This is a genomic window from Streptomyces sp. NPDC058534, assembly GCF_042717365.1.
Lineage (GTDB): Bacteria > Actinomycetota > Actinomycetes > Streptomycetales > Streptomycetaceae > Streptomyces.
The window spans coordinates 38,755-55,720 of sequence record NZ_JBHXNW010000047.1; the positions used below are offsets into that span (position 1 = coordinate 38,755).

Here is a 16,966-nt window from a genome sequence, read left to right on the forward strand (position 1 = left end):
GCGCCGGCGCCAGCGCACACACCCCCCCTCGCCCCCCGCCTACACTGAGCCCCCCCCCCCCCCCCCGGGGCCCGCCCCCCCGGCCCCGCCCCCCACGGCAGTACGATGATCGAAATTTACGGCGGAGTGTCACCTCCCGAACCACGGAGCCTGCCATGACGACGGACCATTCCCAGCCTCCCCACATCGACACCGGCCGGGCCCACCCCGCGCGGGTCTACGACTGGCTGCTGGGCGGCAAGGACAACTACCCCGTCGACGAGGCGGTGGGCGAGACCCTGCCGCCCGAGGCGCGGGACGCGGCGCGGCAGAACCGCGCGTTCATGAACCGCGCGGTGGCCCACCTCGCCGCGCAGGGCGTCGACCAGTTCCTGGACATCGGCACGGGCATCCCGACCGAGCCCAACCTGCACCAGATCGTGCAGCGGGCGGTCCCGACGGCCAGGGTCGTCTACGCCGACAACGACCCGATCGTGCTGCGCCATGCGGAGGCCCTGCTGGTCAGCAGCGCGGAGGGGGCCACGGACTACATCCAGGCCGATGTCCGCGAGCCGGAGCAGATCGTGCGGCACGCCCGCGAGGTCCTGGACTTCGACCGGCCGATCGCCCTGTCGCTGATCGCCCTGATGCACTTCATCACGGACGACCAGAACGCCCACGGGATAGTCCGCGGACTGGTCGAGACCCTGCCCTCCGGCAGCCACCTGGTCCTCTCGCACGCCTCGATCGACCTCTTCCCCGAGCTGTCGGCGCAGGTGATCGCCCAGTACGCCAAGGGCGGCATCCGCCTCGGCTTCCGCACCCGGGCGGAGGTGGCCCGCTTCCTCGACGGACTGGAACTGGTGCGGCCCGGCCTGGTCACGGCCACCGAGTGGTACGGCGAGGGCCAGGAGCCGCCGGCGCCGGAGGACAGCGGCATCTACGCGGCCGTGGCGCGCGTCCCCTGACGGGGAGGCGCGCACGGCTCAGCGGCGACGCCCGCGTGCCGCCCAGCCGCTGCCGATCCCGGCGACGTGCAGGGCGAGCAGGGCGAGACCGACGAGCACGGCTCACGGACGACGACGTGGACATCCTGGCCCGCTCCCCCTTCTGCCTGCTGGCCACCTCCGACCCGCGGGGCAACTGCGACGTGTCGCCGCGCGGTGACGCGCCGGGCTTCACCCGGGTCCTGGACCCCGGCACCATCGCCCTGCCGGACCGGCCGGGCAACCGGCGGGGGGACAGCTTCCACAACATCCTCGGCAATCCGCACGCCGGCCTGCTCTATCTGATCCCCGGCGCCAAGCAGGCGCTGCGGATCAACGGCCGGGCCCGCATCCTCACCGACGCGCCCTTCTTCGACGCGATGGCCCGGGACGGCAGGCGTCCGGACCTCGCCCTGGTCCTGGAGATCGACGAGATCTACCTGCACTGTCCGCAGTCCCTGAACCGGGCGGGGCTCTGGAAATCCCCTTCCCCGAAGGGGAGTTGAGCGAGGCCTCCGCCCCGGGGCGGAGGGCGGGGCCGGAGCGGGGAGGGCCGGTGTGAGCCTCGTCTCTACCAGCAGTTTTTAGGTTAGGCTAACCTTCGCCACGTGAGATCTGGTGAAGACACGGCCGGCACCCAACGCCTGCGCGGTCATCAGCTGTCGGCGACGGATGTGACCGTGGCGTACGACGGCGTCGATGTCGTGCACGACGCGGAGGTCACCCTCCGGCCCGGCGAAGTGACCGTTCTGGTGGGCCCGAACGGCAGCGGGAAGTCGACGCTGCTGCGCACCGTCGCCCGGCTGCAGCGGGCCCGGAGCGCCACGATCGGCATCGACGGCGACACCGACGGCCTGACGCTGACGTCGCGTGAGTTCTCGCGGTACGTCGCCCTGCTGACGCAGGGCCGTCCCACGCCCGGCGGGCTGACCGTGCGGGACCTCGTCGAGTTCGGCCGCTATCCGTACCGGGGCCGTTGGGGACGGCCCGATCCGGACGGTCCGGCCGCGGTCGACCGGGCGCTCGCGCTCACCGGCGTCGGCGGCTTCGCCGACCGCGGCGCCGACCACCTCTCCGGCGGCCAGTTGCAGCGCGTGTGGCTCGCGAGCTGCCTGGCCCAGGAGACCGGCGTACTGCTGCTGGACGAACCCACCACCTATCTCGACCTCCGCTACCAGGTTGAACTCCTCGACCTCATCCGCGACCTGGCCGACGTCCACGGGATCGCCGTCGGCGTCGTGCTGCACGACCTCGACCAGGCGGCGGCCGTCGCCGACCGGATCACGCTCCTCGAAGCGGGCCGGATCGTCGCCGACGGCCTGCCCGAGGACGTACTGACGCCGGAACGGCTGAGCGTCGTCTACGGCATCCGGATCGACGTCGACACCGACCCCCTCACCGGCCGGCTGCGCACCCGCCCGATCGGCCGCCACCACATACGAACCGAAAGGCTCGGCACCACCTCATGAGACGCCTCCTGCTCACCGCGGCGGCCACCACCGCCGCGGCGCTCACCCTCGCCGCCTGCGGCACCACCGAACCCGCCGCCGACAAGTCCGAGAAGAAGGCCTCCGAGGCCATCACGCTCAAGGACGGCAAGGGCACCGAGGTGAAGCTCGACGGCCCGGCCACCAAGGTCGTCGCCACCGAGTGGAACGTCGTCGAGAGCCTCGTCTCCCTGGGCGTGGACCCGGTCGGCGTCGCGGACGTCAAGGGCTACAAGACCTGGGACAGCGCCGTGCCGCTGAAGAACGAGCCCAAGGACATCGGCACCCGCGGCGAGCCGAGCATGGACACCGTCGCCTCGCTCGCCCCCGACCTCATCGTGGCCACCACGGACCTCACCCCGGCCGCCGTGAAGCAGCTGCGCGAGGTCGCCCCGGTCATCGAGGTCACCTCCGCCGACGGCACCGGTCAGATCGACCAGATGCTGGAGAACATCGACCTCATCGCCAAGGCCACCGGCAAGGCGGACCAGGCGAAGACGCTGCGCACCGGCTTCGAGGCCAAGGTCGCCGAGGGCAAGAAGGCCCTGGCCGACGCCGGGATCGCCGGCAAGAACTACGCCTTCGCGGACGGCTACGTCGCCTCCAACCAGGTCTCGATCCGCCCCTACACCGCGACCTCCCTCATCGGTGAGGTCAACGAGGCGATCGGCCTGAAGAACGCCTGGACGGTGAAGGGCGACCCCGCCTACGGTCTCGGCACGACCGACGTCGAGGGTCTGACCAAGCTGCCCAAGGACACGCAGTTCGCCTACATCGGCAACGACGACGACCCGTCCGCCACCCCGTTCACCGGTGCGCTGGCCAAGAACGCGGTGTGGAAGTCCCTGCCGTTCGTGAAGTCCGGCGACGTGCACCGGCTGGACGACGGCATCTGGATGTTCGGTGGTCCCGGGTCGATGGAGGCGTACATCGACGCCGTCGTCGGCGCGCTGACGAAGTAGCGAGGCCATGGCCGTCACCGCAACCGAACCCGCGACCCGTCCGTCGACGGTCCCCACGTCCCGGTCGGGCGCGGCCGCGGTGACGGCAGGGATCGTCCTGCTGGTCGCCGTCCTCGCCGTCGTCGACATCACCCAGGGCACCGCCGCCGTCGGACCGTCCGAGGTCTTCAAGGCCCTGACCGGGCAGGCAGACCCGGACGACGCGTCCGTCGTCGTCGCCTCGCGGCTGCCCCGGATGACCGCGGGCCTGCTGGTCGGCGCCGTCCTCGGGATGGCCGGCGCCGTACTCCAGGCGGTCAGCCGCAACGTGCTGGCCTCCCCCGACACCCTGGCCGTGAACGCGGGTGCGTACCTGGCCCTCGGGGTGGCCGGCGCCACCGGCGTCTCGCTGCCGATGATCGCCTCCTCCGGCGTCGCCTTCGTGGGCGGGCTGGCGGCGGCGGCCGTCGTGCTCGGACTGTCCGGCCTCGGCACCGGCGCCGTCCGTCTGGTGCTGGCCGGTACCGCGCTCATGCTGGGCCTGCACTCCATGACGGAGGGACTGCTCCTGCTCTTCCCCGAGCAGACCGAGGGCCTCTACAAGTGGAACCAGGGCAGCATCTCCCAGAACGGCTTCGACGGCGTCCTCCAGATGCTGCCGATCGCGCTGGCCGGACTGGTGGGCCTGATGCTGACCGCCCGTCGGGTGGACGCGCTGGCGCTCGGCGACGACGCCGCGCGCGGGGTCGGCGTGCCGGTCCGGGCGACCCGGGTCACGGTCGTCGTGCTGGCGGCGCTGCTGTCCGCGGCGGCCGTCACGCTCGCCGGTCCGATCGGCTTCGTCGGCCTGTGCGCACCCGCCCTGGTCCGCCCGCTGGCCCGCCGCTTCCGCGGCTTCGCCCGCTCCCGTACGTCGATGCCGGCGGCCGGGCTCACCGGCGCGGCCCTGGTACTCGGTTCGGACGTGCTGCTGCGCACCCTGGTGTCGGAGAACCGTGCGGTGGCCGTGCCCACCGGCGTGGTCACCAGCCTGGTCGGGGCCGTGTTCCTCGTCGTCATGGCGATGCGGCTGCGGGACACCGCCGGGGCCGGCGCCCCGGACCGGCTGCGCATCCCGAGCCGGGCGGCGTTCCTGGCCACGGTCGCCGTGCTGGTGGCCGTCCTGGTGGGCCTGGTCATCGCCTCGGTGCTGGTGGGCGACAGCAAGCTGCTGCTCGGTGACGTCGTCAACTGGGCGCAGGGCAGGGCCGGCCGGACCGTGTCCTTCGTGCTGGACACCCGGGTGCCCCGGGTGCTCGCCGCGCTCGGCGCGGGCGCGGCGCTCGCCCTGGCCGGCACGCTGGTGCAGGCCGTGACCCGCAACCCGCTCGCGGAACCCAACGTCCTCGGTGTCACCGGGGGTGGCGCGCTGGGTGCGGTGATCCTGGTGACCACCGCGCCGGCCGCCGGGACGTGGGGCGTCGCCGCCGCCGCGTTCGCCGGGTCCGCCGTCACCGCGGTCGTCGTCTTCGGGCTGGCCGCCCGGGGCGGTTACCGGCAGAACCGGCTGGTCCTCGTCGGCATCGGCGTGGCCTCCGGGACGGCGGCGCTGATCAGCCTGCTGATCGTGCTCACCGACCCGTTCAACGCGAGCAAGGCCCTGACCTGGCTGTCGGGTTCGACCTACGGGCGGACCATGCCGGACGTCGTGCCGGTCGCGCTGGCGCTGGCCGTCGGCATCGGCGTGGCGGTCGCGCGGCGCACCGAGCTGGACCTGATCTCCCTGGACGAGGACACTCCGCGACTGCTCGGTCTGCGGCTGGCGCCGGGCCGGCTAGGGTTCCTGGCGCTGAGCGTCGTGCTCAGCGCCAGCGCCGTGGCCTGCGCGGGCACCATCGGGTTCGTCGGGCTGGTCGCCCCGCACGCGGCACGGGCCCTTGTGGGCCGGCGGCACGTCCGGGTCCTGCCGGTCGCGATCCTCCTGGGCGCCGCCCTCGTCTGCGCGGCCGATCTGATCGGCCGCACGGTGATCGCCCCGGCCCAGCTCGGCGCGGGACTCATGACGGCCGTGATCGGGACGCCGTACTTCCTGTACCTGCTGGTACGCGGCCGCCGGTAGCGGCGACCGGGGTCCGGCGGGGGCATGGATCCCGCCGGGTCCGGAACCTTGTTAGACGCAGCGTCAAGTTACTGAACCGTAATAAGCATGGTGCTACCCCTGGTAACCCCTGTCCGGGTACGGTCCCGTCACCCCACAGGAGCAGCGCGGCCACGGTCCTCCCCCAACGGACCGCGGACGACCGGTTCCGGCCCTTCCCCAGGAGGTTCGCCATGCCCGCACGACCCCGCATGCTCGCCGCGGCGATCACCGCCGCGCTCGCCCTCGGCGCCCAGGCCGTGCCGGCCGCCGCGGCCGGCACCGCCGGCGAAACGGCCACCGGTCCGGCCGCGGAGGTGTCCCGGGGCGTGGAGATCCCCGCCTTCTACACACCGCCGGCCGAACTCCCCGCCGGCGACGGCACACTGATCCGCAGTGAGCACCTACCGCTCGCCCTGAGCCTGCCCGGCCTCGACGGACCTCTCCCGGGGCGGGCGACCCGCCTGATGTACAAGTCCACCGACGCGAACGGCGAGCCGGTCGCCGTCACCGGTGCCTACATCGAACCCGCCGCGAAGTGGCGCGGCGACGGACCGCGGCCCCTGGTCGCCGTCGCCCCCGGCACCATGGGGCAGGGCGACCAGTGCGCCGCCTCGATGGCCCTGGAACACCCGCTGCGGCTGGGCGCCGGGACGGTCTCCGTGGGATACGAGAACCTGTCGGTGTACCGGATGCTGCTGCGCGGCGTCGCCGTCGTCGTCACCGACTACGTCGGCCTGGGCACCACCGACCGGCTGCACACATACGTCAACCGCGTCGACGGAGCCCACGCGGTGCTGGACGCCGTACGCGCCGCGCGCTCGCTCGACTCGGCCTCGGTCACCGCCGGCTCCCGGGTCGGCCTGTTCGGGTACAGCCAGGGCGGCGGCGCCACGGCGGCCGCGGCCGAACTCCAGCCGTCCTACGCCCCGGACGTGCCCCTGGCGGGCACCTACGCGGGGGCGCCGCCCGCGGACCTGACCGAGGTGACCGAGGCGATCGACGGCGGCGACCTGGCGGGCGCGCTGGGCTGGTCGCTCAACGGCTTCCTGCAGACCGAGCCCGCCCTGCGGCCCATCGCCGACCGGTACATCAACGCGGAGGGCCGGGAGGCGCTCAAGGACCTGTCGACCATGTGCGTCGGCGACGCGCTCTTCGGGTACGGCGGCGCGAGCAGCGAGGACTGGACGACGACCGGGCAGTCCATCAGCGACATCATCCGCGCCGAGCCCGTGCTGCGGGACTTCCTCGCCGAGCAGCGCATCGGCACGCTGAAGCCCGGCAGTCCGGTCCGCGTGGCCACGGGCGTCAGCGACGACCTGGTCCCCCACGGCCAGGCCCGTCAACTCGCCGTCGACTGGTGCCGCAAGGGCGCGACGGTCACCTACGCGCCCGTCCTGTTGCCGGGCGTCGGCAGCGGTCTGCTCAACCACTTCGCCCCGCTCCTCGCCGACCAGGGCAACGCCATCTCCTGGCTGACCGACCGGCTCTCCGGGGAGCAGGCGCGCTCCAACTGCCGCAGCATGCCCCTGCAGCCCTGAGCCGTACCGGGCCCGCCCACGGGCGGGCGGCGTTCGACGCCCAGGGCCTCTACAGCTTCTCCGCCGAGCGGGACTCGAAGGACCTCTGACGCGCTGTCCGGGTCTCACCCGGGCGCGCGGACGAGGGACCGCCCCGGCGGGCGAGGGAGAGCGACACGCCCGACCCCACGGCGACCCCCGCGCAGACCAGGGCGCTGCCCACGGCCTGCGCGGCGCCGTAGGAACCGGTGCCGACCAGCGGTGCGGTGCAGGCCGCGGCGACCGGGATCAGGCCGGAGAACAGGGTGGCGCGCTCCGCCCCGATCCGCTGCATGCCCATGTACCAGCAGACGAACCCGACGACGGTGACCACCGCCGCCTGCCACAGCAGCGCGCCCGCCTCCACCGCGTCCGGCGGCCGCAGCCAGCCGGCGCCGTCGGCCAGGACACCCGCCACCGCCGACTGGACCGCCGCCACGCCGCACACCGTGGTGGACAGCAGCCGCGGGCCCAGGGGCCGCAGGACGGGCACGGCCAGGACGGCGAAACCGACCTCGCCCAGCAGCGCGCACACGGAGAAGGCGATGCCCGCGCCGTCGGTGCGCCCCCAGCCCTGGACCGTGAAGGCGCCCGCGGCCACCAGCGACGCCCCGTAGAGCACGACGCGTTGCGGCCGGCGCCCGTCGAGGAGGGGCACGAGGACGGCGACCACGACGGGCGCGCAGCCCACGAAGACCCCGGGGACGGCCGGTTCCGCGGTGCGTTCCGCCGCGAGGACGGCCAGGTTGAAGCCGACCATGCCGACCGCGGCCAGCAGGGCCAGGCGCAGCCACGGGCCGGGGCCCAGCGCGCGCAGCCGGGCCGTCGCGCCGGGCCCGGCGAGCGGGACGAGCAGCAGGAAGGCCAGACCGTAGCGCAGGAACTGGCCCCCGGCGTACGGGTAGTCGCCGAGGAGGCTGTTGGCGGTGAAGGATCCTCCGACGAGGACGCAGGCGAGGGCGGCGAGCAGGGAGCCGCGTGCGGTGGTGGCGTTCATGGACCCGACGCTAGGAAGCCGGCCGGTCCTTCGCGGGGTCCACTTCCGGTGCGGTATGCGGGACCAATCGGGGGTCGCGGCGGCCGCACGGGCGTCACCGGTCCTTCATCGGGTGCGGGCCGCGGGAATCGGGGTATTCGGAACGTCCGGCACCAACAGGTCGGTCCGGCACGTGACTTGACGGTTTCAAGCAGACACGGGAAGGAACTGCCAGTGCGCACCCGCAGAGTGACAACCGCCGTGGCGACCGCGAGTGCCTCCGTCGCACTCCTGGCCGGTTGCGGCGGCGACTCCGGTGACGGGAGCAAGCCCTTCGACGGGCAGAGCGCCGACTCGGTCGCGGCGAAGGCGGTCGAGGCCACCCGGGAAGCGAAGTCCATGCATGTGAAGGGGGACACCCGCCAGGAGGACGGCTCCACGGTCACCATCGACGTCTCGGTCGACCGGGCGAAGAACTGCCAGGGCACCATCGGCGCCGGCGACACCGAGGCCGAGGTGCGGCACACCGACTCGACCCTCTACCTGCGCGGCGACCGGCAGTACTGGGAGAACGCACTGAAGCAACAGCCGGCCGACGCAAGGGAGATGGTGCCGAAGCTGTCGGACAAGTGGGTGAGGATGCCGGCCAACGACGCCACGACCGCCGGCGTCTGCGACAAGCAGGGCTTCGTCGCGGCGATGGACGAGGACAAGACCGAGCGCCAGGGCATGAAGCGCGGTGACACGGCGGAGGTGGACGGCAAGGAGGCGCTCAAGCTCACCAAGGAGGGCGAGGGCGGCGAGACGCTCGCGATGTACGTGGCCACGGAGGGCGAGCCCTACATCCTCAGGACCACCACGGAGGGCGGCAAGAACCCGGGCAGCGTCACCTTCAGCGACTACGGCGAGCCGGTGAACCCCGAACAGCCGCCGGCCGACCGGACCGTCGACCTGAAGGGGCTCGGCGGACAGGAGTCCTGACGCTCCTGCCGTTCGCGCACCGACGTGGCCTACGCACCCGCCACCGGCCCGTCCCGGTCGGCCAGTCCACCCGCGCCGAGCGGGCCGGTGGCGCGCAGGGATCCGGCGGCGTCCAGCCGGGGCAGCTCGTGGCGGGACAGCCGCAGGACGACGGGCGGCAACGTGATGCGCCCCAGTTGTGCCAGGCGCAGCCAGCCGGGGATGTAGACGGCGGTACGGCGGCGCTCCACGGCGCGGACCAGCCGGGCGGCGACGTCGTCCGCCGGCAAGGTGCGACGGGCCGGCGGCGGCATGTGCGCGCGCAACTCGCGCAGGACCGGGTACCGGTCGGCGTCCCGGATCATGTCGGTGTCGATCCAGTTGAGGTAGGCGATGCCCACGGCGACACCGTGGTGGGCCACCTCGGCCCGCAGCGAGTGGTTGAAGGCCTCGACGCCCGCCTTGGAGGCGCAGTAGGCGCTCATCATGGGGGCGGCGCCGAACGAGGCCAGCGAGGCGATCTGGAGGTGGTAGCCGGCGGTGCGCAGCAGATCCGGCAGGAAGGCGCGGGCCGTGTGGGCGCTGCCGGTCAGGTTGACGTCGACGACGCGGCGCCACAGTGCCGGGTCCGACGTGACGAACGGTCCGCCCTCCGCGATGCCGGCGTTCGCCACCACGACCGAGGGCGGCCCCAGGCCCCGGCGTACGGCGCCGGCCGCCTCCGCCAGTGCGGCGGGGTCGGTGACGTCGGCCTCGACGGCGAGCGCCGGGGTGGGCAGGTCGGCCGCGAGGGCTTCCAGGCGTGCCTTCTCCCGGCCGAGCAGCGCGAGCCGGGCGCCGCGTCGGGCGCAGGCGCGGGCCAGGGCGGCGCCGAGTCCGCGGGCCGCGCCCGTCACCACGACGGTGCGGTTCTGCAGGGGGCTGTCTGTCACCGGTCGGGCCTTTCCTCGGGGGCTGCGCGGACGGTCACCGTCTGTCGCCGGTCCGGTCGCGGCGGGCCAGTGCCCGTTGTGCCCGGGTGAGGCCCGCGAAGCGGTGCCGGCGCAGTGCCGCGCGTGCGGCGTTGGCGCCGGGCGCGCCGTGTACCCCGCCGCCGGGGTGGGCGGCCGCGGAGGCGAGGTAGAGCCCGGCCACGGGGGTCTCCGGCCGTCCGGTGCCGGGCACGGGCCGGAAGACGAGCTGCTGGTGCAGGGCGGCGGTGCCGCCGTTGATGGCGCCGCCCGTCAGGTTGGCGTCCAGGGCCTGGAGCCTCGGCGGGGCCAGCACACGACGGGCCCGGACCAGGGCGCGGAAGCCGGGTGCGAAGCGTTCCACCTGGCGCTCGACCCGGTCGGCCATCAGCTCCCGCTCCCCGGCGTCCCAGCTCCCGGTGATGCCCTCGTCGCCCGCGTCGCCCCGGACGTCGTGGGGGACGTGGGTGTAGGCCCAGGCGGACTCCGTGCCGCGCGGTGAGCGGGTCGGGTCGGACGTCGTCATCTGGCCGAACAGCGAGAAGGGCCGGTCGGGGACGCGGCCCATGGCGATCTGGGCGGCGAACCGGGTCAGTTCGTCGAGACCGTCGGCCAGGTGCACGGTCCCTGCCCCCGCAGCCTCCGCGCAGCGCCAGGGCACGGGCCCGTCCAGCGCCCAGTCCACCTTGAAGGTGGCGAAGTCCCACTGGAAGCGCCGCAGGTCGGCCAGGACCTGGTCGGGGAGGTCCTCGGGGGCGACGAGGCCGCCGTACAGGGCGGGTACGGAGACGTCCGCGAGGACGGCACGGCGCGCGGGGATCAGCTCCCCGCCGGCCGTGCGGACACCGACCGCGCGCCGGTCGCGGACCACGACGTGCTCGACCCGGTGCCCGCAGCTCAGGGTGGCGCCGCGGGCGCGCAGCCGGTGGACCAGGGCCTCGGTGAGCGCTCCGGAGCCGCCGACCGGCACGGGGAACCCGTAGGTCTGCCCGAGCATCGACATCAGCCAGCCGAAGCCGCCGCTGCCGGCGGCCTCGGGGGCGAGGTCGGCGTGCAGGGCGTTGCCGGCCAGCAGCAGTCTGCCGCCCTCGCCCCGGAACTCCTCCGCGCCCATGCGGCGCACCGGCAGCACCAGGGTGCGGGCCAGCCGGAGCCCGCCCCCGCCGCGCAGCCGCAGGGCCAGCCGGGCGGCGGCGCGGACCGGCGGGAAGGGGGTGAACAGGGCGTCCAGGATGTCGGCCCGGTAGCGGTCCCACACCTCGTGCAGGCGTTCCCAGGCGGCACCGTCCCCGGCCGCGAAGGCTTCGAGGGAGGCGGCGGTGACGGCGACGTCGCGGTCGAGGACGGCGCACGTGCCGTCGCTCAGCGGGTGGGCCAGTACGTGAGGCGCGTGGGCCCAGCGCAGCCCGTGGTCCTCCAGCCGCATGCCGGCGAGGACCGGGGAGGCGGCGGCGAGCGGGTAGAAGGAGCTGAACAGGTCGCTGACGAAGCCGGGGGCGACCCCGGAGTCGTGGCGCACCGCGCCGCCCGGCTCGGGCTGCTCCTCCAGGACCCGCACGCTCCAGCCGGCGTCCGCCAGCAGGTTGGCCGCGACGAGTCCGTTGGGGCCGGCCCCGATCACGACGGCGTCAGGCATGGCCGGTGGTTCCGGGTCGGTACTCCACCGACCCGGCCGTGTCCGACGGGTCCGGGCGGGAACGCCCACCGGCCTCGGACTCGCACAGCCGGGCGAGCCGGGCGAGCATCGTGCGGTGCCGCACCTGGATCACCGCCTCGACGCCCACGTTGTGCAGGAGGCCGCCGGGACCGCGCAGCGGGTGCTCGTCCACGATCACCAGGCACTGCTCGCCCCAGGGGCGCAGTGCGACGGAGATCCGGGCGGTGCCGAGCCGGCCGGCCTTCGCCTCGATCTCCAGCAGGGACCCGTCCACCTTGTGCCGGACGACGGACTCGTTGTTCAGCCGCAAGGGCCCGAGCCGCACCTCGTAGGTGAGCGTCGCGCCGACCTGTGGCCACTGTCCGGCCTCGGGCTTGGAGTCCGAGGTGCCCACCACCCACTCCGCGTAAAGGCCGCCGTCCGCCAGGACGTCCCACACCGCCTGCGGGGTCGCCTGGACCAACCGATGCCGAACCGCCACGCGTGCCTCCTGGTTCCGGTAGCAGTCACTGCACGACGCAGCACTGAGTGCCCCGTCCGCGCGCGGCCAACCGGGGCGGAAGGATCGCTACCGCCCTGACATCTCTCAGGTACCGGGCACCGCGATGCCCGCCTAACGTCGCTGACGGGGGTGGTCGCCGGTCCGGCTCACCGCCGACACAGTCATCGCCGACACAGGAATCGAGGGGCTCATGAGCCGCCGATCATCGCTCACGACTCTGCTGGCCGCGGGGGGCGCCGCCGCCGCGCTGGCACTGTCCGCCGTACCGGCCCAGGCCGCACCGTACTCGGGCGGGAACTACGGCGCCTACGGCATGGAGGGGCAGTACCCGACCGTGTCCAGCTGCGCGGGGACGTTCCGGCAGGTCGGCGCCACCCGGTACGCGGAGGGGATGGCGCTGAAGTACTTCTACTCCGCCAGGTGCGGTTCGTTCGCCCGGATCGAGAACTCCCGGGCCAACTGCGCCGCCGTGCTGGAACGCTCGAACTCCGGCGCCGGGCGCGCCGACGGCTGGGTCTCGGAGACCGTCGACCCGGGCATCAACTACGCCTACTCGAAGATCGGCAACAATCTGAACGGCCGCGTCTCCCGCGCGCTGCTCACCTGCGACGGCCACGTCTGGGCGCAGACCGGCTGGTACTGACCGCCACGCCACGCACACCGTGCCGGCCGCCCCGCCCGGGTGGCCGGCACGCTGCCACGTCCGACGCGGGCGGCGCCGGTCCCTCGTCGTCAGGGGTACTTCACGGAAGGCGTCGTCGGCGGAGCGCCTGCGGCGGCCGGCATGGGGCCGCGAACACAGCGCACCCCCGGCTCACGGCACCGGCCGCCGACGCCACCCACCGGTACGTGGAGTGCGTACGCCTGAACGGGCGCGCGCACGACGCGTCGTGGGCGGGGGCCCGGCTGACGCCGGTTTCACGGAAAGGCACTGCATTGGCATGGACCTGATGACGCGCGCTGGCTACGCTCGAAGCAACCCGATGAGAGCGCTCTCAGCACGCGGTTGTTCCATCCCCACCTTGCTGGAACGACGAAGGGCAACTCCCGTGAGACGCAGCAGACTCAGGCACCTCGGCCTGGCCGGCCTCCTCGTACTCGGCAGCCTCACCGCGGTCGGCACCTTGCCGGCCTCGGCGGCCGACGCCCCCTCCCCCTCCACCGAGCAGCCGGCCTCCGCCGGTCTTCTGGACGCCATGCAGCGGGACTTCGGTCTCACCCGGGCCGAGGCCGAGGACCGGCTCGCGGCCGAACGCCGGGCCGGCGACCTCGCGCCCGAGGCACGCCGGGCCGCCGGAAAGGCCTTCGGCGGCTCGTGGTTCGACGCCCGTTCCGGACGGCTGACGGTGGCCGTCACCTCGGACGCGGCACCGTCGACGGCGGCGGCGGTCCGGGCCACCGGCGCGCAGGTGCGCACCGTCGAGCACAGCGCCAAGCTGCTCGACGCGACCAAGGCGCGCGTCGACCGCCTCGACGCGCCCGCCGGCGTGAGCAGTTGGCGCGTCGACACGGCCGCGAACACCGTGGTCGTCGACGTGGTCAGCGCCGAGCAGGCTGACAACGATGTCCGGCGCTTCGTGAAGCGGGCCCGCGAGGCCGGTCCGGTCACGGTGCGCACGGTGGCCTCGGCCCCGCGGACCTTCGCGGCGGGCACCGTCGGCGGCGACCCGTACTACACGGGCAACGTCCGCTGCTCCATCGGCTTCTCCGTGCACGGCGGGTTCGTCACCGCCGGGCACTGCGGCGGGACGGGCGCGGGGGTGAGCGGCTGGGACCGGTCGTACATCGGCACGTTCCAGGGCTCGTCGTTCCCCGGCAACGACTACGCCTGGGTCAGCGTGGGCAGCGGCTGGTGGACCGTGCCGGTCGTGCTCGGCTGGGGCACGGTCTCCGACCGGCTGGTGCGCGGCTCCAACGTGGCACCCGTCGGCGCCTCGATCTGCCGCTCCGGCTCCACCACCCACTGGCACTGCGGCACCGTGCTCGCGAAGAACGAGACGGTCAACTACAGCCAGGGCGCGGTGCACCAGATGACCAAGACCAGCGTGTGCGCCGAGGGCGGCGACTCCGGCGGTTCCTTCATCAGCGGTGACCAGGCGCAGGGCGTCACCTCGGGCGGCTGGGGCAACTGCTCCAGCGGCGGCGAGACCTGGTTCCAGCCCGTCAACGAGATCCTGAACCGCTACGGGCTGACGCTGCACACGGCCTGACCCCGTAAAGGGCGGGGAGGGCCGCGCCGGGAGCCACGCGGGCCCTTCCCGGACCATCGCCCGCGCGCGGAAAACGGGTCGGACCGTCAGAAGTCGCCGGGGCCCGGCTCCGGCGACTCGGGCCCCGTCGCCGTGCCGAGCCGGCGGTAGGCGGCCCGCGCGTGGACCACGCGGGCCAGCGCCGTGCCCACGAGGGCGGCGCCGAGCAGGCAGGCGAGCCACAGCGCGTCCCGCCGGCCGGTCCACGTCAGGGTGCCGGCCGGCGGGATGGCGAAGCCGTTGAGGGACAGCCAGCACAGCACGGCCGTCCCGGGAGCGGCCGTGAACCGGGCGCACAGCCCGAGCAGCGCCGCCAGCACGGAGAGCACGAGGAGGGCGAGTCCCGGACGGCCCGAACCCACCGTGCCGTTGAGGAGCGCCACCAGGGTGAGGGCGCCCCCGAAGGCTCCCGCCCACACCAGGGGAGCCGCGACCGGCCGGGGGACGGGTCTGGCACCGCTGCCCAGGGGCACCCACTCGATCATGCTGACGGCTCCTTCCGGTCCCCGACCGGTCCGACCACGGCGTCGGACACCGGCCCTGTGGGCAGATTGTCCCACCGGGGGGAAGGGCGCCGTACCGGGCGGGTGGGCGAGAGGTGTGCACGGCGGCGGCCGGATCGCCGTACACCTCCCGCCCCGTGGGCCGGATCCCGCGCGTCTCCTCTCGGCCCCGGGCCCCGCCTAGCGCTCGGCCTCCGCATGCTCCGAGGCGGACGACGACGAGGAAGACGACGAGGCCCCCGCGGACAGCGCCACCGACTCCGACGGCCCGTCCTCGCCCTTCCGGTCGCCCGGCACCGCGGACGGTGACCTGGTCCCGGGCAGCAGCCCCGCGGCCGATCGCAGGGCACCGGCGAGCACGTGCGCCCGCGCCGCCACGATGGGACCGAGGACGGCGAGCACGAGGACGTACCCGGCGATGAAGGGGGCGAGCCGCTCGTCGAGTCCGGCGCCCGCGGCCATCGCGGCGAGGATCAGCGCGAACTCCCCGCGGGCGACCAGGGTGGTGGCGATCTCAGCGGCGGGTTGCGAGCCGTAGTGGTACAGCCGGGCGACACACAGGCCGGCGGCGATGTTCATGACGACGGTCAGGGCCGCCGCCGCGGCGACCGGACCGGCGACGGAGGCGATGTCACCGGGGTCGATGGCGAGACCGAACGCGAAGAAGAAGATGGCCGCGAAGGCGTCACGGAGCGGGTGCACCAACTCGCGTATCCGGGGCCCGGAAGGGGTGCCCGCCAGGATCAGGCCGACCATGAAGGCGCCGATGGCGTCGGCCACGCCGAGGACCTCGGAGACGCCGGCGACCAGCACCGCCGCCCCGAGGAAGCTGATGACGAGGAGTTCGTTGTCCCGGGTCTCGATCAGCCGCCCCACGAGCCGGGTGCCGTAGCGCGCCGCGGCGGCCAGCACCAGCAGGAAGCCGAACGCCTTGCCGGCCTGCAGGGCGATCTCCGCGAAGCCCTCCGCGCCCGCGATGATCGGTTGCAGGGCGGCCAGGTACAGCGCGAGGAAGATGTCCTCCACCACGATGACGCCCAGGATCAGACGCGTCTCGGGGCGGCCGATCCGGCCCAGGTCGATGAGGATCTTGGTGACGATCGCGGAGGAGGAGATGCCGAGCACGCCGGCGAGCACCAGCGCCTCGCGCAGGCCCCAGCCGAGGACGAACCCGAAGCCGAGCCCGGCCCCGACGTTGAGGAGCAGGTAGATGCCGCCCGCGGCGAGCAGGCGCTTGCCGCCGTTCTTCAGGTCGTCGAGGTGGAACTCCAGGCCAAGGTAGAAGAGCAGCAGCACCAGACCGAGCGCGGAGAGCATCTCGAAGTCGTGCGCGTCCTCGACCAGGACGAAGCCGGGGGTGTGGGGGCCGAGCAGGATGCCGGCGAGCATGAACAGGGGAATCGTCGGAAGTCCGATCCTGCCGCCGAGGCGGGCGAGGAACGCGGCGGCGAGGAAGGCGCCGCCCATGGCGAGCAGGGTGTCAGCGTGTCCCACGGGTCACCGCCTTCCGCCGTGCGGAGAGTGGGGAGGGCTTCACTTGACGGGGGTGGATGCGGGTTCTCCTTCATCTGTGGTGCGTCGTCTGTGGTGCGTCGTCGGGCGGACGGCCGGACGCCGTCGACCGGCGCCGGTGCCGTGACACCGCTCCCGGAACCGAACGGGGCACCGGCCGCCCCGGCTACTCGGGGTGCGAACGGCACACCCGGAACGGACCACGCGGCAACGCCCGCGAACGGGCTGAATGAGGCTTCCCTGCAACGTCCCCCGGCCCCCGAAAAGCCCCCGGGGCGCGGCGTCGGTCCACGGTCACACGCCGGAGGGTGGCGCCGCCATCGGGGACGACACCCAAATGTTCCGGTGGCCGACACCCATCCTCGGCCGATGCGGCGGGTGCCGCCGCGCGGTGGGAGGAGGATGCGCCGCGGCCGACTCGGGGATCTGGGCTGCCGCGGCGCGTCCCACCGCCCCGGACGCGGGAGGACGTCGCGCCCCGGGGCATGCACGGCGAATGCCCCCGGCGCCCGTCACCACACTGCCCCAACCGGGTGATCGTCGGGCATCGGCCCCGTGCCCGCCAACGCCGTCCGCCCCGCCGCGTGAC

At 73.9% G+C, this 16,966-nt stretch carries 14 protein-coding genes and 1 pseudogene; 9 read left to right on the forward strand and 6 right to left on the reverse strand.

The window, feature by feature from the left end:
- Window positions 1-155 precede the first annotated feature (155 nt).
- From ACFWR9_RS26415 to ACFWR9_RS26440, 6 genes and pseudogenes are all read left to right on the forward strand, one after another.
- Window positions 156-947 carry an SAM-dependent methyltransferase gene (locus ACFWR9_RS26415; RefSeq protein WP_383846368.1) on the forward strand — a complete coding sequence of 264 codons (792 nt, stop codon included), beginning with the start codon at window positions 156-158 and terminating at the stop codon, window positions 945-947.
- A gap of 98 nt (window positions 948-1,045) precedes the next feature.
- A pseudogene (locus tag ACFWR9_RS26420) lies at window positions 1,046-1,471 on the forward strand (MSMEG_1061 family FMN-dependent PPOX-type flavoprotein); the annotation flags it as partial.
- A gap of 102 nt (window positions 1,472-1,573) precedes the next feature.
- The gene (locus ACFWR9_RS26425; RefSeq protein ID WP_383846369.1) at window positions 1,574-2,434 is read left to right on the forward strand and encodes an ABC transporter ATP-binding protein; all 861 of its coding nucleotides are present in this window, start codon (window positions 1,574-1,576) and stop codon (window positions 2,432-2,434) included.
- Window positions 2,431-3,414 (forward strand): iron-siderophore ABC transporter substrate-binding protein, encoded by a 984-nt coding sequence (locus ACFWR9_RS26430; RefSeq protein ID WP_383846370.1) that lies wholly within the window; start codon window positions 2,431-2,433, stop codon window positions 3,412-3,414. Before ACFWR9_RS26425 ends, ACFWR9_RS26430 begins: the two co-directional genes overlap by 4 nt.
- Before the next feature lie 7 nt (window positions 3,415-3,421).
- On the forward strand, window positions 3,422-5,491 hold the full coding sequence (locus ACFWR9_RS26435; RefSeq protein ID WP_383846371.1) for an iron ABC transporter permease: 2,070 nt from the start codon (window positions 3,422-3,424) through the stop codon (window positions 5,489-5,491).
- 212 nt (window positions 5,492-5,703) lie between these two features.
- Window positions 5,704-7,050 (forward strand): lipase family protein, encoded by a 1,347-nt coding sequence (locus tag ACFWR9_RS26440; RefSeq protein WP_383846372.1) that lies wholly within the window; start codon window positions 5,704-5,706, stop codon window positions 7,048-7,050.
- A gap of 49 nt (window positions 7,051-7,099) precedes the next feature.
- Here the strand turns inward: ACFWR9_RS26440 and ACFWR9_RS26445 are convergent, their stop codons facing one another.
- Window positions 7,100-8,065: a DMT family transporter gene (locus tag ACFWR9_RS26445; protein ID WP_383846373.1), complete on the reverse strand. Its 966-nt coding sequence runs from the start codon at window positions 8,063-8,065 to the stop codon at window positions 7,100-7,102.
- 213 nt (window positions 8,066-8,278) lie between these two features.
- Here ACFWR9_RS26445 and ACFWR9_RS26450 point away from each other — a divergent pair, with 213 nt between their 5' ends.
- Complete coding sequence (locus ACFWR9_RS26450) at window positions 8,279-9,025, forward strand: hypothetical protein (RefSeq protein WP_383846374.1); 747 nt, start codon at window positions 8,279-8,281, stop codon at window positions 9,023-9,025.
- A gap of 29 nt (window positions 9,026-9,054) precedes the next feature.
- Here ACFWR9_RS26450 and ACFWR9_RS26455 read toward each other — a convergent pair whose 3' ends face one another.
- Genes ACFWR9_RS26455 through ACFWR9_RS26465 form a run of 3 tightly spaced genes read right to left on the reverse strand, consistent with a single transcriptional unit; the run spans window position 9,055 to window position 12,092 of the window.
- Window positions 9,055-9,936, reverse strand: coding sequence for an SDR family oxidoreductase (locus tag ACFWR9_RS26455; protein ID WP_383846375.1), 882 nt, complete (start codon window positions 9,934-9,936; stop codon window positions 9,055-9,057).
- Between the two features lie 34 nt (window positions 9,937-9,970).
- A complete protein-coding gene (locus ACFWR9_RS26460) occupies window positions 9,971-11,590 on the reverse strand; it encodes a phytoene desaturase family protein (RefSeq protein ID WP_383846376.1) in 1,620 nt (539 codons plus the stop codon).
- Window positions 11,583-12,092 (reverse strand): SRPBCC family protein, encoded by a 510-nt coding sequence (locus ACFWR9_RS26465; protein ID WP_383846377.1) that lies wholly within the window; start codon window positions 12,090-12,092, stop codon window positions 11,583-11,585. Before ACFWR9_RS26465 ends, ACFWR9_RS26460 begins: the two co-directional genes overlap by 8 nt.
- A gap of 211 nt (window positions 12,093-12,303) precedes the next feature.
- On the opposite strand from ACFWR9_RS26465, the gene ACFWR9_RS26470 reads away from it, so the two are divergent.
- Window positions 12,304-12,756 carry a hypothetical protein gene (locus ACFWR9_RS26470; RefSeq protein ID WP_383846378.1) on the forward strand — a complete coding sequence of 151 codons (453 nt, stop codon included), beginning with the start codon at window positions 12,304-12,306 and terminating at the stop codon, window positions 12,754-12,756.
- Window positions 12,757-13,162: 406 nt separating this feature from the next.
- Window positions 13,163-14,323 (forward strand): S1 family peptidase, encoded by a 1,161-nt coding sequence (locus ACFWR9_RS26475; RefSeq protein WP_383846379.1) that lies wholly within the window; start codon window positions 13,163-13,165, stop codon window positions 14,321-14,323.
- A gap of 86 nt (window positions 14,324-14,409) precedes the next feature.
- Here the strand turns inward: ACFWR9_RS26475 and ACFWR9_RS26480 are convergent, their stop codons facing one another.
- Window positions 14,410-14,847, reverse strand: a complete 438-nt coding sequence (locus ACFWR9_RS26480; RefSeq protein WP_383846380.1) for a hypothetical protein — start codon at window positions 14,845-14,847, stop codon at window positions 14,410-14,412.
- Between the two features lie 198 nt (window positions 14,848-15,045).
- Window positions 15,046-16,359, reverse strand: coding sequence for a cation:proton antiporter (locus ACFWR9_RS26485; RefSeq protein ID WP_383846381.1), 1,314 nt, complete (start codon window positions 16,357-16,359; stop codon window positions 15,046-15,048).
- Between the last annotated feature and the right edge of the window lie 607 nt (window positions 16,360-16,966).